Below are 24,419 nucleotides of genomic sequence, written 5' to 3' on the forward strand. Positions count from 1 at the left end.
AATTGGAAGCTTTTCAAAACTGTATTTTATTGTATTTTACAAATCGAAACGATCTAAGTTCATCACTTTAGTCCAGGCCGAAACGAAATCTGCTACAAACTTATCTTTGGCATCGGAACTAGCGTAAACTTCAGCAATCGCTCTTAATTCTGAGTTCGAACCGAAAATCAAATCCGCTCGTGTTGCTGTCCAGGTTAAACTGTTGTTGTCCCGGTTTCTGCCTTCAAAAACTTCTCTGTGTTCATCAGTTGCTTTCCAAGTTGTATTCATATCAAGCAAATGCACGAAGAAATCATTTGACAAAGTATCTTGCTGGTTCGTAAATACTCCGTGTTTTGAACCGTCAGCGTTGGTATTCAACATGCGCAGTCCTCCTAACAACACAGTCATTTCAGGAGCTGTTAGCGTCAAAAGTTGCGCTTTATCCACCAACAAAGCTTCGGTTGGAATGTTGGATTTTGCTCTTAAATAATTCCTAAAACCATCAGCAAAAGGTTCTAAAACTGCGAAGGAGTCGACATCAGTTTGTTCTTGCGAAGCATCCATTCTTCCAGGCGAAAAAGCAACATTCACATTACTTCCCGCATTTTTAGCAGCTTGTTCCACACCAACATTTCCCGCCAAAACGATTAAATCGGCTAATGATATTTTTTTGTTTCCGCTTTGAGCATTGAACTCCTGTTGAATAGTTTCTAATTTATCCAATACTTTTGAAAGTTGCGTTGGATTATTTACTGACCAGAATTTTTGTGGCGCCAAGCGAATACGTGCTCCGTTAGCTCCACCGCGTTTGTCGGAACCTCTGAATGTAGATGCCGAAGCCCAAGCCGTTGAAACCAATTCTCCAACAGATAATCCAGATTGTTGAATTTTAGCTTTTAATGCGACCACATCCGAATCATTTACCAATTCATGATTTACAGCCGGAATTTCATCTTGCCAAATCAATACTTCCTTCGGAACTTCACTTCCTAAATATCTTGAAAGCGGCCCCATATCTCTATGCGTCAATTTAAACCATGCTCTGGCAAAAGCATCCGCAAATTGATCGGGATTTTCTAAAAATCGTCTTGAAATTTTCTCGTAGATTGGGTCGAAGCGCAATGACAAATCCGTAGTTAACATCGTTGGCGCATGTTTTTTCGATGAATCGTAAGCATCGGGAAAAGTTGCAGCTCCGGCTCCGTTTTTAGCAGTCCATTGTTTGGCTCCAGCAGGGCTTTTGGTTAATTCCCATTCGTATCCAAAAAGATTTTCAAAGAATAAATTCGTCCACTGTGTTGGTTTTTGCGTCCAGATTACTTCAGGGCCTCCGGTGATTGCATCAGCACCTTTTCCGGAACCGAATGAACTAATCCATCCCAATCCTTGGAGTTCAATATCAGCAGCTTCGGGTTCTTTTCCTACCAAAGCAGTATCGCCAGCACCGTGGGTTTTTCCGAAAGTATGTCCGCCGGCAATTAACGCTACGGTTTCTTCGTCGTTCATCGCCATACGGGCAAAAGTTTCGCGGATATCTCTTGCAGCCGCTATTGGATCTGGATTACCGTTTGGACCTTCCGGATTCACGTAAATCAATCCCATTTGTACGGCTGCCAAAGGATTTTCCAAATCGCGGTCTCCGGAATAACGTTTATCATCCAGCCAAGTGGATTCTGCACCCCAATACACATCTTCTTCCGGTTCCCAAACGTCTTCACGACCACCCGCAAACCCGAATGTTTTGAAACCCATCGATTCTAAAGCCACATTTCCGGTTAAAATCATCAAATCTGCCCAGGAAATTTTTTGTCCGTATTTTTGTTTTATCGGCCATAACAAACGACGAGCCTTATCCAAATTCGCATTATCAGGCCAACTGTTCAACGGAGCGAAACGCAACTGTCCGGCTCCGGCTCCTCCGCGACCATCTCCGGTTCTATAGGTTCCGGCGCTGTGCCAAGCCATTCGGATGAAAAAAGGACCGTAATGTCCGAAATCGGCCGGCCACCACTCTTGAGAATCTGTCATTAACGCAGTTAAATCTTTCTTTACTGCCTGTAAATCAAGAGTTTTAAATGCTTCAACATAATTGAATTTCTCACCCATCGGATTAGATAAAGAAGAATTCTGCCTTAAAACATTTAATTTTAACTGGTTGGGCCACCAATCTTGGTTTCGGGTTCCGCTGCCGGCTACACTTTTGTTACTTGAAGCTCCAGAAAAAGGGCATTTTCCGCCTGATGTGTTGTTTTCCATAATCCTTTGATTTTAGATATAATAGTTAGTATTGTGTTATTTATCAATTCGTTACATTCCTTAAAGTTACCCAAATTTACGCAATCCGGAAAGGTAAATATTATAAATCAAATTGATTGTTTTTATTTTTCAATAACTAAAACCTATTTGAATAATTTTGGCATTATGTTTGCCTATCTTTGAAAAACAAATAATTTATATATGAAGAAGATTTTTATACTATTCGCTTTTTTTCCATTATTGGGATGTGCAGAAATGCAACTGGTAATGCAGCAATTACCGCAAACTAGTGTTTTATCCCAAACTGAAATTGCATCGGGACTTAAAGAAGCCTTGAACAACGGTATTGACAAACAAGTTGTAAAACTGACTAATGTTGATGGATTTTACAAAAATGAAATGGTGAAAATTCTCCTTCCGGAAGAACTTAAAAAAGTTGACAAAACCTTACGCGATATCGGTATGAGTAAATTAGCCGATGAAGGTTTAAAAGTAATGAACCGCGCTGCAGAAGACGCCGTAAAAGAAGCTACTCCAATTTTCGTAGATGCTGTGAAAGGCATGAGCTTCAATGACGCGAAAAATATTTTGATGGGTGATGATCGTTCGGCAACAACCTATCTTCAGAATTCAACCTCGACTGCTTTGTATGCTAAATTTAATCCGGTGATTAAAAATTCGTATGCAAAAGTTGGTGCGGATAAAGTATGGACGCAAATCATCACTAAATACAACAGTATTCCTTTGGTTAAAAAAGTAAATCCTGATTTAACCGATTATACAACCAATAAAGCGATGGAAGGTGTTTTCAAAATGATTGCAGTGGAAGAAAAAGATATCCGAAACAATTTGGCTTCCAGAACTTCTGACCTTTTAAAGCGTGTGTTTTCGCTGCAAGACACGAAGTAAACTAACTTTTTAGTTTTCAATAAGATACATATAACAATTCCTTAACATTATGTCTGAAAAATTTATCGGAAATTTGTATCAATAAATAGTTTCTCATTTGGTTAGGGTTAGTTAAAAAAATGCCACGCTTTGTATAAGGCGTGGTTTTTTTTATGCTTTATCTGTCGGGCAATCTTTCTCTAAGTTGCTTGAAATACTCAAAGGCCTTTACCAGCCTGCTTCCGTACCAGGAAAACATTTCTCCGTCTACAAAAACTGTTGTCGCATGATGTGTGTGTCGGCCTAATTCGAAAGCGTGTTCGTCTTTAAACGGAAAAGGTTCGGAGGATAGAAAAACGATATCCGGATCACCCTGAATGCGCATTTTCTGAATTACGATTTCGGGATAACGCCCTTCGTATTTCGGATGATTGTCGTAGATGTTTTCAAACTTATTCAGTTTCAATAATTCATTGATGAAATTATCGCCACCAACCACCATATATGGATTTGCCCATATGAAATAAGCCACTTTCTTGGTTTCTTTATCTTTGATGAATTCTTGAAAATCCGTTAAGGCAAATCGGGTTTTATCAATCCATTTTTGAGCGCTCGTCCGCTTATTAAAAAGCTGTCCAAAATCTTCAATCATTTGGATATTGTCTTCAATCGTAATGATATTGGTAACCCAAACCGGACAAATATCTTTCAGAGATTCGACGATTTCAAGCGTATTTTCTTCTTTATTAGCAATGATAATATCCGGCTGAAGCGCTTTAATTTTATCGATTTTAACCTGCTTGGTTCCGCCAACAATGGTTTTCGTTGCTTTAAAATGGAACGGATGCACGCAGAATTTGGTAATTCCAACAATGGAATCTTCCAAGCCTAAATCGTATAACAATTCGGTTTGAGAAGGCACTAACGATACAATTCGCTTTGGCGTCGTATCAAAACTGTGTTGGGTTCCTAATTGGTCGGTTAAAATAAAGGCCACTTTTCTAAAATAATTATTGATTGGAAAGAATTACTTCCATTTCCTGTTGCAGTTTCAAAGCTTCAATTCTAGCTTTTTCAGCAAAATCAGTTCCATTGGAAGCGTAAATGATTCCTCGAGATGAATTAATCAACAAACCAACATTTGAACTCATTCCGTATTTACAAACTTCGGACAAACTTCCGCCTTGCGCGCCAACGCCGGGAACTAACAGAAAACTATCCGGAACAATTTTTCGGATTTCCGTAAAATATTCGGCTTTGGTTGCACCGACTACATACATTAAATTTTCAGAATTTTTCCAGCTTTTTGAGGTTTCGATAACAGTTTTGTACAATTCTCTTCCTTCCACATTTTTAGTCTGAAAATCGAAAGCTCCTTCGTTGGAAGTTAAGGCTAACATTATCGTGTGCTTGTTTTCAAAAGCCAAAAACGGTTCTACAGAATCTTTACCCATATAAGGCGCAACGGTAACCGAATCGAAATTCAAATCTTCAAAAAAAGCTTTCGCATACATCGAAGAAGTGTTGCCGATATCACCACGTTTTGCGTCAGCTATAGTAAAAATTTCAGGATATTTTTCATTGATGTAATTGATAGTTTTTTGTAGTGACATCCAGCCTTTCAAACCGTAAGCTTCATAAAAAGCGGTGTTTGGTTTATAGGAAACACATAAATCGTGCGTGGCATCAATAATGGCTTTATTGAATTCGAAAATTGGATCTTCAGTTTGTAGTAAATGCTGTGGGATTTTCGTCAAATCAACATCCAAACCAATACATAAAAACGATTTTTTAGTCTGAATTTGTTCAATTAATTGTAAAGTAGTCATAGTTGTGTTTTGTGCGGCAAAGTTACAAAGGTTAAACGGGAAATCTCAAAATTATATAACATTCTCTTTTTTTTATGTAACTTGAGCGTTTAAGAGTGTATTAATTTAGTAGCGATGCTAATTTTACACCATTTTCAAGACTAATTTGATTTATGAAAGCCTTTTTAAAATTCGATTTCAATACGTTAACCAAAAAATTTCTAGAAGAAAAACTACAGGAATTCGACGTTAAATTCAACATCATCAGTTTTGGCGAAGTGGAATTTCTGGAACACATTTCATCCGAAAAACTAGAAGAAATCACAGAACTTCTAAACAATTACGGCGTTGAAGTGATTGAAAATCAGAAAAGTATTTTGGTGCAAAAAATTAAAGATGCTATCATCGAAATGGTCTTTCAGGAAAATGCGCCGAGTGTAAAAAGTTCGGTTTATTTGTCTGAAAAACTGGATCACAGCTATGGCTATCTGTCGAATTTGTTTTCGGAAGTAACGTATACTTCGATTGAAAATTTCATCATCATGCAGAAAATCGAATACGCCAAACAATTGATTGTGAACAACAAACTAACGCTGACGGAAATCGCTTATCAGCTCAATTATTCAAGTGTTGCGCATTTGAGTACGCAGTTTAAAAATACAACGGGAATCACGCCTTCGGCTTTTCAGCGCATTATTGCCAAACGAAGAGAAATTGCCAACAACAAATAATCAAAAATGAACAAAGAATACATTTATATCATTTTAGCAGATGACGATCAGGACGACCGTTTGTTCTTTACCGACGCTTTTAGTGAACTGAAAATCAACACCAAAGTCGATACGTTTAAAGATGGCGTGGAACTGATGAATTATTTAAACGATTCGGATGCGATTTTACCCAACGTTCTTTTTCTCGATTTAAATATGCCGAAGAAAAACGGAATCGAATGTTTGCATGAAATCAAACAGAACGAGCGCTTTAATGACATTGCCATTGCGATTTATTCGACCTCATCGTCTGAAGAAGATATTGAAGAAACTTTTGTTTCTGGCGCCAACATCTACATCAAAAAACCCAACGATTTCAACACGCTGAAAAAAGTACTGTCTGAAGTGGTAACGGTCAATTGGCAATACCATACTTCCGGACTGAACAAAGACAATTTCCTTTTACGTTTATAAGCCAGCCATGAAGCTCACCGAATTCATAAAAACACCTCTTTTTCTAAAAATCGTATTTGTCATTTCGATTGCGGTTATTTTCTTCATTTCCGGAATTACTTATAAGCATTTGAGCGAGTTATCCGATTCTTCCGATGAAGTTTCGCGCGCCTACGAAATGACGCTTCAGCTTGAAAAACTGATGTCGCAGATTAAAGATGCCGAAACGGGTCAACGCGGTTATATCATTACCAAAGATTCTACTTTTTTGGAGCCGTATACGTTTGCCAAATTGCGCATCGGAACATCTTTTACCGTTTTGGAACATCTTACCAATAACAAACAATTGCCCAACGACAATCTGCAACTTTTAGAGAAACTGATTGATAATCGGTTAAATCTGATGGAAAAATCATTGCAATTGTCTAAAGAGAACCGATATGCGGAGATTCAGGCGAATTTACATCGAGGCAAAGCTACCATGGACAGCATCCGTCAGTGTATTGCAGACATGAGTGATTTGGAAACCAAGCTGTTGTCTATCCGTCAGGAAAACTATAAAAACAACTTTTCCATTACGCCGATTTTCATATATATTGTTATTCTAATCGGTTTGATTTTAACGGTTTTAGCTTTTGTGCGTATCAATCGGGATTTAACGGAACTACAGCAAACCAACAACCAATTATCCATTGCTAATGAATCGGGAGATATTGCCGAAAGTGTGGGCGATTTTGGTCGTTGGGAATGGAACATTGAAAAAAACACGTATCGTTTTTCGGATAATTTTTATAGGCTTTTGGGCTGTGAACCAGGAAGTTTTGAACCGACGTTAGATAATTTTCTTCAGTTCATTCATCCAGAAGATGCCAAACACGTGCATAAAGCCATTGATTTAATGCAGGAAAGTAATGATTTACCTCCATTTAACTATCGAATTGTCTCTAAAACCGGTGAAATCCGTCATTTTAAATCTATCGGAAAACTAGTGACTACAGAATCTGGAAATAATGTTCTCATCGGAACCACCAGCGACATTACGGAAGAATACGACATCACCAAAAATCTTGAAGAACGCAATCTGGAACTGGAGCGCAGCAACAAAGAACTAATGGCTTTCAACTATGTGGCGAGTCACGATTTGCAGGAACCGCTTCGAAAAATTCAGACTTTTATTTCACGTTTAAATGATAAGGAAAAAACAAATCTTTCGGATAACGGGAAAGAATATCTGGAACGCATTATTGTTTCTTCCGACCGCATGCGAAGTTTGATTGATGATTTGCTACAGTTTTCAAGATCCAACAAAGCCGAAAAAGATTTAGAAACCACCGATTTAAACTCTTTACTGGAAAACGCCAAACAAGAATTATCTTCTAAAATTGACGAAAAGAAAGCCGTAATCATCAGCGATCATTTGCCGATATTGAATGTTATACCGTTTCAGATTCAACAATTGTTTACCAATATTATCGGGAATTCGATTAAGTATTCGAAGGAAAATATTCCGCCGCAAATTTTCATTTCTGTAGCAAAAGTTAAGGCTTCTTCTGAAGAACAGATTCCGAAAGACACTAATGATAATTACTTCAAATTCACGATTTCAGACAACGGCATCGGTTTTGAACAAGAATATGCCGAAAAAATCTTTGTACTTTTCAACCGTTTACACAACAAAAACGAATACGACGGAACAGGTATCGGTTTAGCCATCTGTAAAAAAATTATCGACAATCATAAAGGTTTTATTTTTGCGAAAGGTGAACCCAATGTTGGCTCGGTTTTCACTTTCTATTTGCCAACAGATCTTTAAAACATATAAAAATCTATCTCAAAGTCCTGCTTTTGCGGGACTTTTTATTTACACAACAAACCAATCGTGGAAATTCTGTAACAATTCAAAAATATGTTATAACATGAATGCCGGTAATGTGTTGCAACTTTGTAATGTAATCATCAGACATTGTATAATTAATTTCAAAATCATGCAAAACTTACTTTATACGGCCGCTGTGGTATTGGTAATATTATGGGCCCTAGGATTTTTTGTTTACAGCGCTGGAAATTTAATTCACCTACTTTTATTGATTGCCGTTATTGCGGTATTACTGAGAGTCATTAAAGGAAAAGAGCTGTAGAAAATAGTACTCAAACCAACAACAAAAATAGCCCTAACTCATTAAAACCTAACCGTTTTTGAGTTGCAACAAATCTATTAGTAATCATAAATTTAATCGCTATGAAAACAGTATTTTATTTCGTTGCAGTAGCTGCATTGGCTATTACAACAACATCTTGTAAAGACGAAAAGAAAGAAATTGCAGAAACCAATGTAAACAATTATGCGACTTATGTAGATTCCATTACAGGGACTGACGCCAAAGAAGCAGCATTAAACTGGGAAGAAATTGAAGCCACAACGCTTTATAAAAAAGAAGAAGCCGAAAAAGCAGCAATTGAAACAAGTGATAAAACAGAATTTGAAGGAAAAATAAACACCACAACCGACAAGTTTGAAGCCTTTAAAATGACAGTTGAAAAAGCTCAAGCTGCAGAAAATCCGAAGCAAACACTACGTAAATCGTTATTTGGTGATGTAGAAATTGGAGATGATATGAATTTCGGTTGGGTGAATAAAGACAATGCATTAAAAGTGTATGATAATTTCGTAACTACTGTCGATAACAATAAAGATGCTTATTCCCGAGAAGATTGGGACGAAATCAAATTATTATATGAAGCCCTTGATGCCCACAAAAATACAGTAGAAAAAAATGGTTTATCTGCCGAAGACAACCGAAAAATTGCCGGTTTAAAAATTAAATTCTCTACCATGTACAAACTTAACCGAATCTCCGCCAAGTCAGCAGAAAACGCAGCCGCCAAAGAATAATTATTCGGTATAAAAAAAGCGAGGTTTTTACCTCGCTTTTTTAGTATTAGAATACTTCGCTTTCTTTCAATTTTTCGGTATTGGCTACCAACTGCAATTCGTCGATGAATTTTTGAATGTTTCCAGCCATTACGCCGTCCATATCAAAAACGTCCATCCCAATACGGTGATCGGTTACACGACCTTGCGGGAAATTGTACGTACGGATTTTTGCCGAGCGGTCTCCTGAACTTACCTGAGAATTACGCTTTTTAGCATCTTCCTCCTGTTTCTTCGCCAATTCCATTTCGTACAAACGAGAACGTAATACCTGTAAGGCTTTGTCTTTATTCTTATGCTGCGATTTCTCATCCTGACATTGTGCTACCAAACCTGTTGGAATATGCGTCATACGAACCGCAGATTTTGTAGTATTTACCGATTGACCACCAGGACCTGACGAACAGAACAAGTCGATACGAACATCGTTCATATCAATTTGTACGTCAAACTCTTCCGCTTCCGGCAAAACCATTACTGTTGCTGCAGAGGTGTGAACACGACCTTGCGTTTCAGTTTTTGGTACTCGCTGTACACGGTGAACACCCGCTTCGAATTTTAAAGTTCCGTAAACATCTTCTCCGGTTACTTCGAAAATCACCTCTTTGAAACCTCCGGCAGTTCCTTCGTTCATATCCATAACCGAAGTTCTCCAACCTTTGTTTTCACAATATTTAGTGTACATACGGTACAAATCTCCTGCAAATAAGGATGCTTCGTCTCCACCAGTTCCGGCACGAATTTCTACCATTACGTTTTTCGCATCTTCCGGATCTTTAGGAATCAATAAAAATTTGATTTCTTCTTCCAATTGCGGCAAACGTTCCTGAGCTTCGTCTAACTGCATCTTGGCCATTTCCACCATTTCAGCATCGGAACCGTCAGAAATAATTTCTTTCGCTTCTTTGATATTACCGTCAAGATTGATGTATTCCTCACGTTTATCCACCAAAGCTTTCAAATCTTTATATTCCTTATTCAACTGAACATAACGCTTCTGATCGGCAATCACATCCGGCTGGATAATCAAATCCGATACTTCATCGAAACGCTGTTTCACATATTGCAATCTTTCTAACATAGTATTTTCCTCCTATTTTGGATGTGCAAAATTACGAAAAAAATCGGTTGAAAAAACCTTTGAAAAACCCATCATATTTTTTTGCAAATTAATTAACGTTTTATATACCTTTAACCCGTTAAATAACCCTAAAAATAAATGAAAAAAATTACTATCCTTTTAGCTGCAATTGCAGTTGTTTCGTGTAAAGAGAGAAATGAAAGTTCCGCACAGTACGGAGAGCCGCAGGAGATCGAAACCAAAGCCTATAGCGAATTGCAAAAAGCAAACTGGCTAGTTGGCGAATGGAGAAATTGGAATAAAGAAGGAAACTTAACTGAAATCTGGAGTTCTAAAAACGATAGTACTTTAAGTGGAGCTACACATTTCACGGTTGAGATTGACACCATGTTTTCCGAAAAAATTGAAATCACTCAAGTTAAGGACAGCTTGTTCTACAATACCAAAGTTTCAAATCAAAATGATGGCAAAATGGTTTCTTTTAAAGCTACCAGCATCACCGAAGACGAATTGGTTTTTGAGAATCCAAAGCATGATTTTCCTCAAAAAATCACGTATAGAAAAATAACTTCCGATAGTTTAGTTGCTGAAATTTCCGGAATGAAGAACGGAAAAGAAAGTAAAGAAAGCTTCCCGATGAAGAAAAAATAATTCAAAAAAAACAGAAACCCTCGTTCAAAGCGAGGGTTTTTTATTTCGTAAAACACTAACAATCAATTAATAATAAAAATATCACAAATTTTATTTAAAATAAGTCTAAATAAAACTTGCGGGCTAATTTTCCGCATTTTAGTTTTGCAAAGAATTTTATTTTAATTTATTCTAAATAAAAACATGAAAAAAATTATTATCCCCATTTCTGTTTTACTACTAAGTACTCAAATGAGTGCGCAAGAAGAAAAGCAACAAACAAAAAATGATTCCATTAAAAAAATTGAAGAAATTATTATTAATGGTAATACCAATAAATTCAAAAGAGAAAAAAGTACTACGGTATCCAAAATGCCTTTAAAGGATATTGAAAATCCTCAGGTATACAACACAGTTTCTTCCGAATTAATTAGAGAACAAGTAGTTACCAATTTTAATGACGCTTTAAAAAATGCCACTGGAGTTACCCGTTTGTGGGAATCAACTGGTCGTGGAACCGACGGAGCTGAATTCTATTCTATGCGAGGATTCGCGGTTCAGCCCACGATGATTAACGGACTTCCAGGAATCAATAACGGAAAAATTGACCCGATTAATGTTGACAATATCGAAGTAATTAAAGGACCTTCAGGAACGTTGTTCGGAAGCAGCTTAATTTCTTATGGTGGCTTAATTAATATCGTTACAAAAAAACCTTACCACACATTTGGTGGTGAAATCGGATACGCAGCCGGAACGTATGGTTTAGACCGTGTTACTGCCGATTTCAACACTCCTTTAACTAAAGACAACAACGTTTTATTAAGAGTTACAACAGCGTTTCAAAAAGAAGGTAGTTTTCAGGACACTGGATTTAACAAATCGTTCTTTATTGCTCCTTCATTAAGCTATACTGTAAATGATCGTTTATCATTTTTAATCAATACGGAATTCACACAAAATGAAGCAGCAAATGCTCCAATGATATTCTTGAGCCGTTATGCACCATTGTCTTTTGATTCGATGGATTTGTTCGATAAAAACTATAAAAAGTCATTCAATTCAAACGAATTATCAATAAGCAATCCAACGTTCAATCTTCAAGCGCAAATGTTTTACAAACTATCTGAAAGCTGGACTTCGCAAACTGTCCTTTCCAGAAGTAATAGTAAAACTGACGGCTATTATTCCTATTTATGGGATTCTGCCAATGGTGATGAATTCACAAGATTCATTTCAAAAGCTAATGGAGAAACGTATGCTACTGACATTCAACAGAATTTCATCGGAGATTTCAAAATTGGCAATATGAGAAATCGTGTTGTTGCCGGATTGGATTATTACAAATCTACCATTATGAGTGCGAGCCCAGGTTGGGTAGGCTTCGGAACTGTTTCTTTAGTAAACGGAACAGATAAATGGTTAAACCCTGATGGCGATTTGGTAGACACACCATTAACAAAAGCAAGTGTAGACAACGTATTAGCCGGATCTTATTCCCTACTTGCTGAAGCAGAAACAGAAGTATATAGTGCTTATGTATCTGATGTTTTTAATATTCTACCGGAATTGTCTGCTATGGCCAGTTTACGTGTGGATCGTTTTGAAGGAAGAACAAACACCTACTCAACAGAAAACAAAGGACAAACTGCTTTTTCCCCAAAATTCGGAATTGTATACCAACCGATTAAAGACAAATTATCGGTTTTCGGAAACTATATGAACGGATTCATGAACGTCGCACCAACAGATGTGTATGCAATGGACGGAACCCCATTAGGAACACGAACTTTTGATCCGGAGCATGCGAATCAATTTGAATTCGGAGTTAAAACCAACTTATATCAAGATAGAATTTCTGCATCGGTAAGTTACTACCATATCAAAGTGAAAAACAAACTGATGACTGATATTGAGAATCCTTTAAACTCGGTACAAGGCGGTGAAGTTGAAAGCAAAGGAATCGAAGTAAGTATTATTGCTAACCCAATGGATGGTTTAAACATTGTGGCTGGATTCAGTAATAACGACAGTGAAGTTACCAAAGATCACCCTGATGGTGGTTATTTAGGAATGCGTCCGGAAGAAGCAGGTCCTGAAACGTTGGTTAACTTATGGGCTAGTTACACGCTACAAAACGGAAAACTAAAAGGACTTGGTTTCGGTTTAGGAGGAAATTATGCCAGCGAATTCAAAATTCTGAATCGATCGAACATCGGAACATTTGAATTGCCAAACTATGCGATTTTGAATTCATCAGTTTCGTACAACACAGGTAAATTCAATTTATCCTTGAAATTAAACAACATGTTCAACGAAAAATATTATTCAGGTTGGTCTACCGTTACGCCACAGCGCTTAAGAAACGTAGCCGCCGGGTTAACATATAAATTCTAATAATTTATTTTAGTTTAGTTTAATTAAGCTCCCTGCTTCGGTGGGGAGTTTTACACTTTATAATAAGTCCATTAACATGAGCAAGAAAAAAGGGTTTAAAGGTGCAATCGGGAAACTGCATTTATGGTTTGGCTTAAGCATCGGTATTTTCGTTTTTATCATTTCGATTACAGGAGCATTGTATGCGTTTCAGGCGGAAATTACCGATTCGATTAGGAAAGATGCCATGTACCACAACGAAGCCAATATTGAAACCAAATCTGTTTTACCGTTAAAAGTTTTAGAACAAAAAGTAAACGAATTTACTCAGGAAAAATATCCGATACATTGGGTGAATGTTCCGATTGACAAAAAAAACAGTTATATTTTTTATTACTACGAACACAATCCGAAAGCCTGGAACTTCTTTGACGAATATGTCATCTACAAATCAGTTTACGTCAATCCTTATAATGGAAAAGTTCTTGGTATTTATGACGAAACCCGCGATTTTTTCAACATTGTGAAATCCATCCATTATAGTTTTTTACTAAGAGCCGAATGGGGCGCATACATTTGCGGCATTCCGACTTTGATTTTCGTATTCATGCTGATTTCAGGAATTATTTTATGGTGGCCGAAGAACAAAGCCGCTCGCAAACAACGCTTTTGGTTCAACTGGAAAAATGTAAAAAACTGGAAACGCAAGAACTACGATTTGCACAATATTTTAGGTTTCTACGCTTCTTTCTTGGCTTTGATTGTTGCGATTACCGGATTGTACTACTCGTTCTTTTTTATTCAGGCGATGATTTACGTCGTGTTTTCTGGCGGCGATACAAATTATCCGAATTTTGACCACATTACCACCAAAGCACCAATCGAAATCAGAACCGAAACCACACTTGATAAAATCGGTAAAAAAGTGGAAGAATTGTACCCTGATGCTTATGGTTATTCGCTAGATTTTGGTCATCCGCATATTGACGATCACGAACATCCAAACTATTCGGTTTTTGTAAAACAATTATCATATTCATACCATATCAACCATAGTTTGATTTTCGATGAAAATTCTGGAGAATTGTTACACATTCACGACCATAAAGATAAAAACTTGGGTGAAAAAGCTATTGCGGCGAATTACGATACTCACATTGGCGCCATTTTAGGATTACCCGGAAAAATTCTAGCTTTTATCCTTAGTTTGGTTTGTGCTTCGTTACCGGTTACCGGATTTTTGGTTTGGTGGGGACGAAATAATAAAAAGAAGAAAGAAAAACAGCAAGCATAATTCTTATAATAAAAAAGGCTTTTCAGATTTGAAAAGCCTTTTTACTGTATACTGTCAACTGATTACTGACAACTATTTCATCGGAATGTTTTCCAAAATCTCCATTACGAATTTCCAGTATTTCTGAGCCGAAGAAATTGACGCTCTTTCATCCGGACTGTGCGCTCCTTTGATGGTTGGTCCGAAGGAAATCATATCCATTTTAGGATAATTGGTCCCTAAAATTCCGCACTCCAAACCGGCGTGACAAGCTACCACATGTGGTTTTGAACCGTTCTGCTTTTCGTAGATTGAAGTTAAAACGTCTAAAATTGGCGAACTTACATTTGGTGTCCAACCTGGGTAAGAACCAGCAAAGGTTACTTCACATCCAAATAATTCGTAAGCCGAACGCAAGGCATTAGCTAAGTCAAATTTTGACGATTCTACTGATGAACGTGTTAAATTCTGAATAGAAATTTCTCCATCTTTCACCACTACGCGAGCAATATTGTTGGAAGTTTCTACCAAGTTTTCCATATCAGCACTCATTCTGTAAACACCGTTATGAGCTGTGTAAATCGAACGCAACAAACCTTCCTGAACGCCTAAATCCATTACTTTTGAAGGTAAATCCGATTTTACGATTTCGATAGTTAGGTTTTTCTCGGTGGTTTTGAATTCGGCTTTGATATCATTGATTACTTCCTGCATGTCGAATACGAAAGCTTCGTCATACATTCCGGCAATAATTACTTTGGCAACACTTTCACGCGGAATCGCGTTGCGTAAACTTCCTCCGTTGATTTCTGCAATCTGTAAACCGAAGTTTTCAAATCCGTCGAACAACAATCGGTTCATGATTTTATTGGCGTTTCCTAAACCTTTGTCGATGTCCATGCCGGAGTGACCACCATTCAAGCCTTTTACGGTAATGGTATAACCAACAGAACCTTCCGGAGTTTCTTCTTCGTTGTAGGAACGAACCGCTGTTACATCAACACCACCAGCACAACCGATATCGATTTCATCATCTTCTTCTGTATCTAAATTTAAAAGGATTTCACCGTCAAGCAAGCCGCCTTTTAAACCCATTGCACCTGTCATTCCCGTTTCCTCATCAATAGTGAATAAGGCTTCAATAGCCGGATGTTTGATGTCTTTGCTTTCCAAAATTGCCATGATAGTTGCCACTCCCAAACCGTTATCGGCTCCTAAAGTTGTTCCTTTGGCGCGAACCCAATCTCCATCGATATACATTTCAATGCCTTGTGTGTCGAAATCAAAAACGGTATCGTTGTTTTTTTGGTGTACCATATCCAAATGCGACTGCATCACGATAGTTTTACGGTTTTCCATACCTGCCGAAGCCGGTTTTTTGATGATTACGTTTCCTACTTCGTCTTTGATGGTTTCCAAACCTAAGTTTTTACCGAATTCCATCATAAAAGCAATAACGCGCTCTTCTTTTTTCGACGGACGCGGAACGGCATTCAAATCGGCAAATTTATTCCAAAGCTGTTTTGGCTCAAGATTTCTAACTTCCTGACTCATATTTTTAAATTAAAATTGTTGTTGTTTTTTCACAAAGCTTCAAAGTTACAAAGTTTTAGCGACTTAAAACCATGCATTTTCTCAAAGAATTATTCGTGATTGAGCAATTTGGCGTGTGCGATATGCTCTTCAAAAAGCTGCGGAATTTTTTTCTCGGAAACTTCGCCATACCAAACATTATCCGGCTGAAAACCAATAACCGGAGCGCATTTGCAGTTATCGGTACAATGGGTTTTGATTAGCTCCACTTCGCCTTTCATATCGGTTTGTTTGATAAGGCCACGAAATACCTTGCGGTTGTGTTTGTTATCTTTTCCGCATTTGCTCCCGTCGCAAAACAGGATGACGTTCTTCCGCATCTCTAACTTCTTCATTGGTCTGAATTTTAAGTATTTCGTTTATCCTACAAATTTACGACAAGTCTTTCATTCCTACATTCAATTAACATTTTTTATCTTTAGCAAAATTTACCTAATGCATCGTAAACTGATTCTACCGCTGTTTCTCCTTATTCAATTTATTGGATTGAAAGTTCTTTCCTTTTTCCCTGAAACAGTGGAACGATTCTACAGCACTGGTTTTTACCCTATTCTGAGTAAAATTTCCAGAACCATTTTTGGTTGGTTACCCTTTTCTATTGGTGATATAATTTATCTAATTGCAATTTCACTTTTACTGCGATGGTTTTGGAAAAAACGAAAAACCTGGAAAGTCGAATGGAAATCGAATTTTTTGACATTAATCAGTTTTGTATCCATTTTCTACTTTCTGTTTAATTTCCTTTGGGCTTTAAATTATTTACGAGTGCCGATGCATCAAAAACTGAATATTGAAAGAGAATATTCGCAGGAAGATTTACTGATTTTTACAAAGCAGCTCATTGTTAAAACGAATGCACTTCATTCGGAATTAGTTCAAAATGACTCTGTTAAAGTTGTAATTCCGTATTCGGAAGAAGAAATTTTTAAAATGACGGAAAACGGTTATGCGAATTTGGAGAAAGAATTTTCTTTTTTGCAATATTCCAAACCATCTGTAAAACCTTCGTTATTGAGTTTGCCTTTAACTTATATGGGTTTTGGTGGTTATCTGAATCCGTTTACTAATGAAGCTCAAGTAAACAATTTGGTTCCGAAACACAATTTTGTGGTAACTACAGCGCATGAAATGTCACATCAGATTGGAATCGGTTCGGAAAGTGAAGCGAATTTTGTTGGTTTCATGGCGACAATTCACAACGATGACAAACACCTTCAATACTGTGGTTATTCCTATGCACTACGTTATTGTTTGGGCAATTTGGAGAATTTTGAAGAAGGCTCGACTAAAGAACTATTGCCGCAAATCCATCCCGGAATCCTGAAAAATTTCCAGGAAACGCAGGATTTCTGGGACAGTCATCAAACGTTTATCGATGTGATTTTTCATCAGTTTTACGACAAATTTCTAAAAATCAACCAGCAAAAAGACGGTTTGGAAAGCTACAGCAAATTCGTGAATTTGATGGTAAATTATTATAAAACAAAAGAGCTTTAATTTTTCAACTAAAGCTCTTTCTATTAAATTTCATCGGTTGTAAAACTCTGAATGTTTTTCTTTTTGTATGGTCGGATAATCAGTCGGCCTTCCCTATCGAATTTGATATAATTGTATACCCAATTCATCAAAACCACAGCTTTATTCTTAAACCCGATTAAGGAAAATAAGTGCACAAACATCCACACAAACCATGCGAAAACACCGTGAAAATGCATTTTTGGTAAATCGACTACGGCTTTGTTGCGTCCGATGGTTGCCATTGAGCCTTTGTCATTGTATTCAAAAGGTTTGATTGGTTTGTTGTTCAACTTTCTGATTATATTTTCCGCCAACGTATCACCTTGTTGGATGGCCGGTTGCGCCATCATCGGGTGTCCGTACGGATATTTTTCAGACGCCATCGAAGCAATATCACCAATCGCAAAAATATTATCGTACCCTAAAACCTGATTGTATTCGTTTACCTTAATACGATCGGCGCGCTCAATTACAGCATCGCTTTGTAAACCTGAAATTAAAGCCCCTTTTACTCCTGCCGCCCAAATTACGGTAGCGGTTTCAAAAATTAAATTGGAATTGGTCGTAATGGTTCTTCCGTCATAATTGGTTACCCGAACGTTTTTCCAGATGCTTACTCCTAAACTGTGCAAAAACTTCTCTGAACTTTCGGAAGATTTCACGCTCATTGCATCTAAAAGTCGGTCGCTTCCTTGAACCAGATGAATCCCCATTTTACGAATGTCTAAATCAGGGTAATCTTTGGGAAGAATGGCCTTTTTCATTTCGGCTAATGCTCCGGCTAATTCTACTCCGGTTGGTCCGCCGCCTACGATGACGAAATTCATTAAGGCGTCACGTTCAGCGATATCGTTGGTTAACGTTGCTTGTTCAAAATTTTCAAGAATCAAACTGCGGATGTTGAGCGATTGCGGAATCGTTTTCATCGCCATGCTATAATTCTCGATGTCTTTGTTGCCGAAATAATTGGTTTTAGAACCGGTAGCAATCACTAAATAATCGTAATGCAAATCGCCGATATCGGCCAAAACTTTCTGATTTACCGTATCAATCTCTTTTACATTGGCCAAACGGAAGTAAAAATCCTGATATTCCTGAACCACTTTTCGGATGGGATAAGCAATGGAACCTGCTTCTAAACCACCTGTTGCCACCTGATACAATAAAGGCTGAAACGTATGATAATTGTGTTTGTCTAATAAAACGACCTGAAGTTTTTTGTTTTTTAGCTTTTTGGCTATGGTAATTCCGGCAAAGCCACCACCGATGATGACTACACGCGGGAAACTAGAACGGGGAATATTCATTTTTAAGTAGCTGAGTTACTGAGTAGCTAAGGTACAAAGAATGCTGAAGATTTTGTGCGAATTAAGTATTTATTGTGATTATCCTTAACATCAAAAATCAAAAACTTTAAAAAACACCTTGTCGCTGGAAACTAGCTCCGATGGAAGCGGCACCTTGTAAAGCGTACAGCGGGAACTGCAATTAAAACACGCCAATTGCCGGGCTTCAAAAAATAAAAATTTGTACTTTGTAACATTCTGTGAAGAAGTAACACTAATCGTTTATGAATTCGAGTTTAGAGCAATCCTTTGTTTCGCAATTGCAGGAGCATCAGAACATCATCCACAAGATTTGTAGGTTGTATACGTCTGATGAGGATGCGCATAAGGATTTGTTTCAGGAAATTACCATTCAGCTTTGGAAAGCGTTTCCACAGTTTCGTGGGGAAGCCAAATTCACTACTTGGGCGTATCGCGTTGCGCTGAACACCGCCATTACTTTGTATCGAAAGAAAACCAAAACCGTAAGTACAATTGAGTTTGACAGTAAGATTCACAAGTTCAGCCACGACGAATACAATTATGAAGAGGAAGAACAAATCAAGTTGTTATACAAAGCGGTTCATCAGCTGAACGACATCGAAAAAGCCTTGGTTTTCATGTATCTGGAAGACAAAGATTACACCGAAATAGCCGAAACACTAGGAATTAGCGAGGTGAATGCAAGGGTAAAAATGAACCGAATCAAAGGAAAATTAAAGAAAATAGTAAATCCGTAAGGAGCAGGAAATATGGACGAGTTAGATTTATTAAAAAAAGACTGGAAGAAAAACGACAGCCAGTTTCCGAAAGTTTCGGAGCAGGAGATTTATGCGATGTTGCATAAGAAGTCGTCTTCTATTGTGAAGTGGATTTTCATTATTAGTGTATTGGAAATTATTTTGTGGAGCACTATCAGTATTTTAACGGCTGATGAAAACTATATTAAAACGTTAGAACATTATCATATCGACACATTGATGATGGTTTTCACGGTTATTAATTATGTGGTCATTGTTGGATTTATCTTTTTGTTTTACAAGAATTTCAGAAACATCAATACTACTGCGAATGTAAAATCACTAATGAAAAGTATTCTCAAAACCCGCAAAACCGTTCAATATTATATTTGGTATAATTTAGGTGTAATGGGAATCACGTTTCTGATTATTATGATCGCTACTTTTAAATACGACAATCGTATTAATGAAATTATTGCAAAATCAGCCGGAGACGGAAGCAACACTTTGTTTTGGATAATTTTAATAGGGTTTTCGTTTATTTTCTTTGTAGTTTTCTTTGTACTATTCTGGTTATTCTACCGATTAATTTATGGATTCTTACTGAGACGATTACACAAAAATTACGAAGAACTCAAAAAGATAGATTTATAAAAAAAGTGGCTTAAAAGCCGCTTTTTTTATTCTAATAGTTCCATTGACGCTGTCTGTCTAATTCTTCCATTTCATCAATTTCTTCCTGTGGAATTACTTTTAAGAAGGATGGATGTTGTTCAATAGCGTACTCGATTTTTTCTACAATTTCATCAATGCTTTCGTTGTCATAATCAATTTCTAAAGGCTCTTTGATGATAAATGATTGTAAGATGCCTTTCTTCTTCAAGCGCAAACCTTTACGATCAAACGAACGACGGAAACCATCAATTACAATGGGAACCACAATTGGTTTGTGCTGTTTGATGATATGAGCCGTTCCTTTTCGAACCGGTTTAAACGATTTGGTTGTTCCTTGCGGAAAGGTGATTACCCAACCATCTGAAAGGGCAATTTTAATGTTTTCAGTATCGTTGAAGTTGACTTCTTTGCGCTCGTTTTCGGCTACGTCTTTTCCACCGGCACGCCAGGTCCTTTCCACGGTAATTGCACCAACGTAGGATAAAATTCTTGGAAGTAATCCGGATTGCATCGTTTCTTTGGCTGCGACGTAATAAATATTCAGTTTTGGATTCCAAAGGTACAATACGTTTTTAATGTTGTCTTCACGTCCTTTTAAACTGGCATTGAAAACGTGAAACATCGCCACCACATCGGCAAAATAGGTTTGGTGATTGGAGATAAACAAGACATTTCTATCTGGTAATGAACGGATAATTTCGGAACCGTCAATCTGCAATTGATTAAAACCACGATAACGTCTATGGGTAAGCGCTCCGAAAATTCGAATCAACCAAGTTTTTAAGAATAATATATGACCGAAAGGATTTCTTTTGAATAATCCCATGTTTTTTAGCTGTTTGGTTACAAAAAATGAGGTGCAAATTTAAACAATATTTTCTTTCAGAGCACTTTTCGGATGGTTTCTTTCAGTTCACTCATCATCATAGCTGTAGCACCCCAAACCACATATTTATCCACATTAAAGACCGGAACCGTGATATTATGAGCATATGAAGTGGACATTTTGACCTGAGTGATAATTTTATCGTCTAACAGCTGCTCTAGCGGCAATTCTAAAACCCTTTTTACTTCGTGAGGGCTTGGGATAAATTTAATTTCCTGATGCACCAATCCTAAAAAGGGAGAAACCAGAAAATTGCTGGGCGGAATGTACAACTCACTGAATGGCTTTACCACTTCAACGACATCTGGTCTCACGCCTATTTCCTCGTGGGTTTCGCGTAAAGCGGTAAACTGTAAATCCGGATCGGAAGGCTCTACTTTACCACCGGGAAAAGCGATCTGCGAAGCATGAATTCCGGGATACGAATTCCGAACGATTAACGCTAAATGCACCAAATTGTCTTTCGGATACAACAGCATCATCACAGCTGCTTTTTTAGGATTCTTTTCAAGATAATCAGTATTGGATAAAGAAGAAATTCTTTCCAAAGGTGCCATTTTCGTATGCGCTTCTACGGAAAGTAACTTTTCTTTTTCTATTTTTGGAACATATTTTAGGAAATCTTGAAATTCCATTATTTCTGAAAAATTTTGGTACAAACATTAAAGTTACCGCTAAATTTAATTTTAACAAACTTTTACGCAAGAATATGTTCAGCAAAGAGGAAGCACTACGAATCAAAAAAGAATTTTGGACCAATTTTGCGGAAACCTATCCTAGAAAGTGGCTTTTGTATGATACCAAAATCAAAGACTTCTCTTTTAAGTTTTATGTAGACAATAAAAAAGCGCAGGTTTTAATCGATATTGAAAGTCGCGACGACGAAAAGCGAAAAATCTATTACGAGAAAATCGAATCGTTAAAAACCATTTTGCTGGAAGAATACTTACCTGAAGCTATTTTTGAACGCAACTTCTATTTGGATAACGGTTACATCAACAGCCGAATTTGGGTAGAATTAACCGGCATCAGTTTAAACAACAAAGCAACTTGGGAGACCATTTTCGAGTTCTTTTACGAAAACATGGACGCTTTTGAACGCTTCTTTTACGAATATCAGGATTACATCAGCGATTTAGAAATCAACACTTAAGAATTACTTTTGTTCTTCGTCTCAATCCATTTTGACATGAACCGCGTGCTTTGCATTGTATGATGTTGTAACATTGCTCCGATGAAATTCTGATATCTGTAAATTTCTAAATTGGCTTTTAAATCCTCAATTCTATTGGTAAAATCAGACGAAAAAGATTTTTTTAGAAACCGATTTTTGATGATTTCAAAACCATTCTTTTGTGCAGTTGTCCATATCACTTCATTTGAATACAACTCAACTGCAGCCTGAACAAATTCCTGATTGTCATTGGCAATCTTCCCGTTCCATTCATAATTTCCACTCATGGCTTCCGCACCGATTGAAGTGGTAACCGAAGGCGTTCCATACAGCATTGCTTCAAAAAGTTTCCCTTTAATTCCTGCGCCAAATCGGATTGGTGCCAACAAAACTCTAGCCGTTTTGATAACTTCTTCCGCACTTTCCGCTCGACCTTCAATAAAAAAACGCTCTTTCGGATTATGCAATTGCAATACTTTTTGTGAAGGATATGCGCCATAAATCAACAGCTTCGCATCTGGACATTGTTTGCTTAGCTCCGGCCAAATTTCAGTTTTCAAAACCTGAACGCAATTCCAATTTGGTTCATGCAGAAAATTGCCAATGAAAACAAAATCTTGACGTTCTGAGAAAGACGGACTTACATTTTCAAGAATCGTTTCTTCAACCAAAATCGGCAAATAGTGCAACAATTGTTGATCAACTTTAAAAAACGATTGCAACAAATCCATTTCGAATTCGGAAATCATTAAGGTTAAATCACTTCTGAAAATCGAGGCAATTTCCCTTTTGGCAACATCTGAAAACAACATTGCATTTTCAAAAACTACTCCTCTTTTATAAGCTGTTTTTCTTGCGTCCCGAAGACAATGCAAATCCTCTGTATCGAGAACACGAACAGCATTAGAACAATGTTCTGCAACACGCCAACCAAACTGTTCTTCCACCATAAAACGGTCAAAAAGGACAATTTCAGGAGTCAAATCCTTCAGAAAAACATCGAAAGAACTATCATTAATTGCAACTGATTTTGTTGCAACATTTAGTTCAGACAAATCACTTGCAAATTCAGAATCGGAAGCTGTACTCGCATAAACCACGCTATAATCCATCGATTGAAACAATTCAATCAACTGCAACATTCTTCCACCAGCAGCTGAAGAATTGGGCTCAACCCAAACAGAACTAAGAATTAAAAGTATTGGTTTTTGCATCCTCAAAAATAGGTTTCATTGTCCAAATAATCCAAAAAAGACCTTATTTTTGTATAAATTTTTACAAAATGTTAGGTTTAAAGTTAGCAACTGACCCAAGATGGGTAAATATCGTAGCGTCAAACATTGAAGAAATTCTGACTGATCATGCTTGGTGCGAGCAAAAAGCCGCGTCCAATGCTATTTATATCATCATCAACAACGCTGAAAAACCAGAATTGGTTGCAGAAATGACCAACATTGCCATCGAAGAAATGGAGCATTTCAGAATGGTTCTCAATCTCATTAAAGAACGTGGCTTAACTTTAGGGCGCGAACGCAAAGACGATTATGTAAATGATTTAGTGAAATTTTGTAAAAAAGACGGTAGCAGAGAAGACGCTTTAATTGAACGTTTACTTTTCGCTGCTATGATTGAGGCTCGCAGTTGTGAACGTTTCCGCGTGTTATCTCAAAATATTGAAGACAAGGAATTAGCCAAATTCTACCATGATTTAATGGTGAGCGAAGCTGGTCATTACACCACATTTTTGAAATTTGCCAAACAATATGCCGGAAAAGTAGACGTTGACAAACGCTGGAAGGAATGGTTAGAATTCGAAGCCACTGTCATTGCCAAGTACGGCAAAACAGAAACTATACACGGATAAACTACTAAAAAACAATTCATTAGGATTGTTTTTTTATTGCGTGCCCGCAAGGGTCGGGCTGTCCGTTCTATCTTTTTTGCGGAACGATTTACCATACTATAACCATTGTTCTAGCAAAAAAGGATGCCACTTCCATCCCTCACGCAAACTCATTAAATCAAAACATTTTCAATTAATTTAGAATCTGCTTTAATCAAACATATATAAAACAAAAAATCCCCATCAAATTAATGATGAGGATTCTCAAAAGAAAGG

General features: G+C 37.3%; 24 protein-coding genes. 14 read left to right on the forward strand and 10 right to left on the reverse strand.

Annotation, left to right across the window (positions count from 1 at the left end; genetic code table 11):
- Window positions 1–36: 36 nt before the first annotated feature.
- Window positions 37–2,238, reverse strand: a complete 2,202-nt coding sequence (gene katG, locus RUH60_RS07890; protein WP_313807122.1) for a catalase/peroxidase HPI — start codon at window positions 2,236–2,238, stop codon at window positions 37–39.
- Window positions 2,239–2,439: 201 nt separating this feature from the next.
- Here katG and RUH60_RS07895 point away from each other — a divergent pair, with 201 nt between their 5' ends.
- A complete protein-coding gene (locus RUH60_RS07895; protein WP_313807123.1) occupies window positions 2,440–3,147 on the forward strand; it encodes a DUF4197 domain-containing protein in 708 nt (235 codons plus the stop codon).
- Window positions 3,148–3,304: 157 nt separating this feature from the next.
- On the opposite strand, the gene RUH60_RS07900 is transcribed toward RUH60_RS07895, so the two are convergent.
- Together RUH60_RS07900 and pyrF are read right to left on the reverse strand one after the other, a co-directional pair.
- Entirely contained in the window at window positions 3,305–4,123 is an 819-nt protein-coding gene (locus RUH60_RS07900) for a helical backbone metal receptor (protein WP_313807125.1), read from the reverse strand.
- A gap of 13 nt (window positions 4,124–4,136) precedes the next feature.
- The gene (gene pyrF / locus RUH60_RS07905) at window positions 4,137–4,955 is read right to left on the reverse strand and encodes an orotidine-5'-phosphate decarboxylase (protein ID WP_313807127.1); all 819 of its coding nucleotides are present in this window, start codon (window positions 4,953–4,955) and stop codon (window positions 4,137–4,139) included.
- Window positions 4,956–5,107: 152 nt separating this feature from the next.
- On the opposite strand from pyrF, the gene RUH60_RS07910 reads away from it, so the two are divergent.
- The 5 genes from RUH60_RS07910 (at window position 5,108) to RUH60_RS07930 (ending at window position 8,990) form a co-directional block, all read left to right on the forward strand.
- On the forward strand, window positions 5,108–5,665 hold the full coding sequence (locus RUH60_RS07910; RefSeq protein WP_313807129.1) for an AraC family transcriptional regulator: 558 nt from the start codon (window positions 5,108–5,110) through the stop codon (window positions 5,663–5,665).
- Window positions 5,666–5,671: 6 nt separating this feature from the next.
- A complete protein-coding gene (locus tag RUH60_RS07915) occupies window positions 5,672–6,118 on the forward strand; it encodes a response regulator (protein WP_313807131.1) in 447 nt (148 codons plus the stop codon).
- Window positions 6,119–6,125: 7 nt separating this feature from the next.
- Window positions 6,126–7,910, forward strand: coding sequence for a CHASE3 domain-containing protein (locus tag RUH60_RS07920; RefSeq protein WP_313807132.1), 1,785 nt, complete (start codon window positions 6,126–6,128; stop codon window positions 7,908–7,910).
- 172 nt (window positions 7,911–8,082) lie between these two features.
- The gene (locus RUH60_RS07925) at window positions 8,083–8,235 is read left to right on the forward strand and encodes a lmo0937 family membrane protein (RefSeq protein WP_313807134.1); all 153 of its coding nucleotides are present in this window, start codon (window positions 8,083–8,085) and stop codon (window positions 8,233–8,235) included.
- A gap of 101 nt (window positions 8,236–8,336) precedes the next feature.
- Window positions 8,337–8,990 carry a hypothetical protein gene (locus RUH60_RS07930; protein ID WP_313807136.1) on the forward strand — a complete coding sequence of 218 codons (654 nt, stop codon included), beginning with the start codon at window positions 8,337–8,339 and terminating at the stop codon, window positions 8,988–8,990.
- Window positions 8,991–9,036: 46 nt separating this feature from the next.
- Here the strand turns inward: RUH60_RS07930 and prfA are convergent, their stop codons facing one another.
- Entirely contained in the window at window positions 9,037–10,110 is a 1,074-nt protein-coding gene (gene prfA / locus RUH60_RS07935) for a peptide chain release factor 1 (protein ID WP_313807138.1), read from the reverse strand.
- Between the two features lie 138 nt (window positions 10,111–10,248).
- On the opposite strand from prfA, the gene RUH60_RS07940 reads away from it, so the two are divergent.
- The 3 genes from RUH60_RS07940 (at window position 10,249) to RUH60_RS07950 (ending at window position 14,410) form a co-directional block, all read left to right on the forward strand.
- A complete protein-coding gene (locus RUH60_RS07940) occupies window positions 10,249–10,761 on the forward strand; it encodes a DUF6265 family protein (protein WP_313807140.1) in 513 nt (170 codons plus the stop codon).
- A 183-nt stretch (window positions 10,762–10,944) separates the two neighbouring features.
- The gene (locus RUH60_RS07945) at window positions 10,945–13,137 is read left to right on the forward strand and encodes a TonB-dependent siderophore receptor (protein WP_313807142.1); all 2,193 of its coding nucleotides are present in this window, start codon (window positions 10,945–10,947) and stop codon (window positions 13,135–13,137) included.
- 76 nt (window positions 13,138–13,213) lie between these two features.
- On the forward strand, window positions 13,214–14,410 hold the full coding sequence (locus tag RUH60_RS07950) for a PepSY-associated TM helix domain-containing protein (RefSeq protein WP_313807144.1): 1,197 nt from the start codon (window positions 13,214–13,216) through the stop codon (window positions 14,408–14,410).
- 72 nt (window positions 14,411–14,482) lie between these two features.
- Here the strand turns inward: RUH60_RS07950 and RUH60_RS07955 are convergent, their stop codons facing one another.
- Window positions 14,483–15,943 (reverse strand): aminoacyl-histidine dipeptidase, encoded by a 1,461-nt coding sequence (locus RUH60_RS07955; RefSeq protein ID WP_313807146.1) that lies wholly within the window; start codon window positions 15,941–15,943, stop codon window positions 14,483–14,485.
- Between the two features lie 89 nt (window positions 15,944–16,032).
- Window positions 16,033–16,317 carry a (2Fe-2S) ferredoxin domain-containing protein gene (locus tag RUH60_RS07960; protein WP_313807148.1) on the reverse strand — a complete coding sequence of 95 codons (285 nt, stop codon included), beginning with the start codon at window positions 16,315–16,317 and terminating at the stop codon, window positions 16,033–16,035.
- Between the two features lie 100 nt (window positions 16,318–16,417).
- Here RUH60_RS07960 and RUH60_RS07965 point away from each other — a divergent pair, with 100 nt between their 5' ends.
- Window positions 16,418–17,479: a DUF3810 domain-containing protein gene (locus RUH60_RS07965; protein WP_313807150.1), complete on the forward strand. Its 1,062-nt coding sequence runs from the start codon at window positions 16,418–16,420 to the stop codon at window positions 17,477–17,479.
- Window positions 17,480–17,502: 23 nt separating this feature from the next.
- Here the strand turns inward: RUH60_RS07965 and RUH60_RS07970 are convergent, their stop codons facing one another.
- Window positions 17,503–18,807 carry an NAD(P)/FAD-dependent oxidoreductase gene (locus RUH60_RS07970; RefSeq protein WP_313807152.1) on the reverse strand — a complete coding sequence of 435 codons (1,305 nt, stop codon included), beginning with the start codon at window positions 18,805–18,807 and terminating at the stop codon, window positions 17,503–17,505.
- Between the two features lie 263 nt (window positions 18,808–19,070).
- Here RUH60_RS07970 and RUH60_RS07975 point away from each other — a divergent pair, with 263 nt between their 5' ends.
- Window positions 19,071–19,565, forward strand: coding sequence for a sigma-70 family RNA polymerase sigma factor (locus tag RUH60_RS07975; RefSeq protein WP_313807153.1), 495 nt, complete (start codon window positions 19,071–19,073; stop codon window positions 19,563–19,565).
- 12 nt (window positions 19,566–19,577) lie between these two features.
- A complete protein-coding gene (locus RUH60_RS07980; RefSeq protein WP_313807155.1) occupies window positions 19,578–20,219 on the forward strand; it encodes a hypothetical protein in 642 nt (213 codons plus the stop codon).
- Window positions 20,220–20,250: 31 nt separating this feature from the next.
- Here the strand turns inward: RUH60_RS07980 and RUH60_RS07985 are convergent, their stop codons facing one another.
- Together RUH60_RS07985 and RUH60_RS07990 are read right to left on the reverse strand one after the other, a co-directional pair.
- Window positions 20,251–21,066 (reverse strand): lysophospholipid acyltransferase family protein, encoded by an 816-nt coding sequence (locus tag RUH60_RS07985; protein WP_313807157.1) that lies wholly within the window; start codon window positions 21,064–21,066, stop codon window positions 20,251–20,253.
- Window positions 21,067–21,122: 56 nt separating this feature from the next.
- Complete coding sequence (locus RUH60_RS07990; RefSeq protein ID WP_313807159.1) at window positions 21,123–21,761, reverse strand: CoA pyrophosphatase; 639 nt, start codon at window positions 21,759–21,761, stop codon at window positions 21,123–21,125.
- Window positions 21,762–21,835: 74 nt separating this feature from the next.
- Between RUH60_RS07990 and RUH60_RS07995 the strand changes: the two genes are divergently transcribed.
- The gene (locus tag RUH60_RS07995; RefSeq protein WP_313807161.1) at window positions 21,836–22,279 is read left to right on the forward strand and encodes a DUF4268 domain-containing protein; all 444 of its coding nucleotides are present in this window, start codon (window positions 21,836–21,838) and stop codon (window positions 22,277–22,279) included.
- Here RUH60_RS07995 and RUH60_RS08000 read toward each other — a convergent pair.
- Window positions 22,276–23,514 carry a glycosyltransferase family 4 protein gene (locus RUH60_RS08000; RefSeq protein WP_313807163.1) on the reverse strand — a complete coding sequence of 413 codons (1,239 nt, stop codon included), beginning with the start codon at window positions 23,512–23,514 and terminating at the stop codon, window positions 22,276–22,278. The genes RUH60_RS07995 and RUH60_RS08000 overlap by 4 nt on opposite strands.
- Before the next feature lie 68 nt (window positions 23,515–23,582).
- Between RUH60_RS08000 and RUH60_RS08005 the strand changes: the two genes are divergently transcribed.
- On the forward strand, window positions 23,583–24,164 hold the full coding sequence (locus RUH60_RS08005; RefSeq protein WP_313807164.1) for a tRNA-(ms[2]io[6]A)-hydroxylase: 582 nt from the start codon (window positions 23,583–23,585) through the stop codon (window positions 24,162–24,164).
- Window positions 24,165–24,419 lie beyond the last annotated feature (255 nt).

Origin of the sequence: Flavobacterium sp., assembly GCF_032153895.1 — a bacterium.
In the GTDB taxonomy this organism is placed as follows: domain Bacteria; phylum Bacteroidota; class Bacteroidia; order Flavobacteriales; family Flavobacteriaceae; genus Flavobacterium.

Coding starts and splice junctions, on each gene's coding strand:
- RUH60_RS07925 (WP_313807134.1), top strand. CDS start 8,083: ATGCAAAACTTACTTTATACGGCCGCTGTGGTATTGGTAATATTATGG.
- RUH60_RS07920 (WP_313807132.1), top strand. CDS start 6,126: ATGAAGCTCACCGAATTCATAAAAACACCTCTTTTTCTAAAAATCGTA.
- RUH60_RS07985 (WP_313807157.1), bottom strand. CDS start 21,066: ATGGGATTATTCAAAAGAAATCCTTTCGGTCATATATTATTCTTAAAA.
- RUH60_RS07965 (WP_313807150.1), top strand. CDS start 16,418: ATGCATCGTAAACTGATTCTACCGCTGTTTCTCCTTATTCAATTTATT.
- RUH60_RS07990 (WP_313807159.1), bottom strand. CDS start 21,761: ATGGAATTTCAAGATTTCCTAAAATATGTTCCAAAAATAGAAAAAGAA.
- pyrF (WP_313807127.1), bottom strand. CDS start 4,955: ATGACTACTTTACAATTAATTGAACAAATTCAGACTAAAAAATCGTTT.
- RUH60_RS07995 (WP_313807161.1), top strand. CDS start 21,836: ATGTTCAGCAAAGAGGAAGCACTACGAATCAAAAAAGAATTTTGGACC.
- RUH60_RS07895 (WP_313807123.1), top strand. CDS start 2,440: ATGAAGAAGATTTTTATACTATTCGCTTTTTTTCCATTATTGGGATGT.
- RUH60_RS07980 (WP_313807155.1), top strand. CDS start 19,578: ATGGACGAGTTAGATTTATTAAAAAAAGACTGGAAGAAAAACGACAGC.
- katG (WP_313807122.1), bottom strand. CDS start 2,238: ATGGAAAACAACACATCAGGCGGAAAATGCCCTTTTTCTGGAGCTTCA.
- RUH60_RS07945 (WP_313807142.1), top strand. CDS start 10,945: ATGAAAAAAATTATTATCCCCATTTCTGTTTTACTACTAAGTACTCAA.
- RUH60_RS07960 (WP_313807148.1), bottom strand. CDS start 16,317: ATGAAGAAGTTAGAGATGCGGAAGAACGTCATCCTGTTTTGCGACGGG.
- RUH60_RS07915 (WP_313807131.1), top strand. CDS start 5,672: ATGAACAAAGAATACATTTATATCATTTTAGCAGATGACGATCAGGAC.
- RUH60_RS07930 (WP_313807136.1), top strand. CDS start 8,337: ATGAAAACAGTATTTTATTTCGTTGCAGTAGCTGCATTGGCTATTACA.
- RUH60_RS07955 (WP_313807146.1), bottom strand. CDS start 15,943: ATGAGTCAGGAAGTTAGAAATCTTGAGCCAAAACAGCTTTGGAATAAA.
- RUH60_RS07940 (WP_313807140.1), top strand. CDS start 10,249: ATGAAAAAAATTACTATCCTTTTAGCTGCAATTGCAGTTGTTTCGTGT.
- RUH60_RS07975 (WP_313807153.1), top strand. CDS start 19,071: ATGAATTCGAGTTTAGAGCAATCCTTTGTTTCGCAATTGCAGGAGCAT.
- prfA (WP_313807138.1), bottom strand. CDS start 10,110: ATGTTAGAAAGATTGCAATATGTGAAACAGCGTTTCGATGAAGTATCG.
- RUH60_RS08005 (WP_313807164.1), top strand. CDS start 23,583: ATGTTAGGTTTAAAGTTAGCAACTGACCCAAGATGGGTAAATATCGTA.
- RUH60_RS08000 (WP_313807163.1), bottom strand. CDS start 23,514: ATGCAAAAACCAATACTTTTAATTCTTAGTTCTGTTTGGGTTGAGCCC.
- RUH60_RS07910 (WP_313807129.1), top strand. CDS start 5,108: ATGAAAGCCTTTTTAAAATTCGATTTCAATACGTTAACCAAAAAATTT.
- RUH60_RS07950 (WP_313807144.1), top strand. CDS start 13,214: ATGAGCAAGAAAAAAGGGTTTAAAGGTGCAATCGGGAAACTGCATTTA.
- RUH60_RS07970 (WP_313807152.1), bottom strand. CDS start 18,807: ATGAATATTCCCCGTTCTAGTTTCCCGCGTGTAGTCATCATCGGTGGT.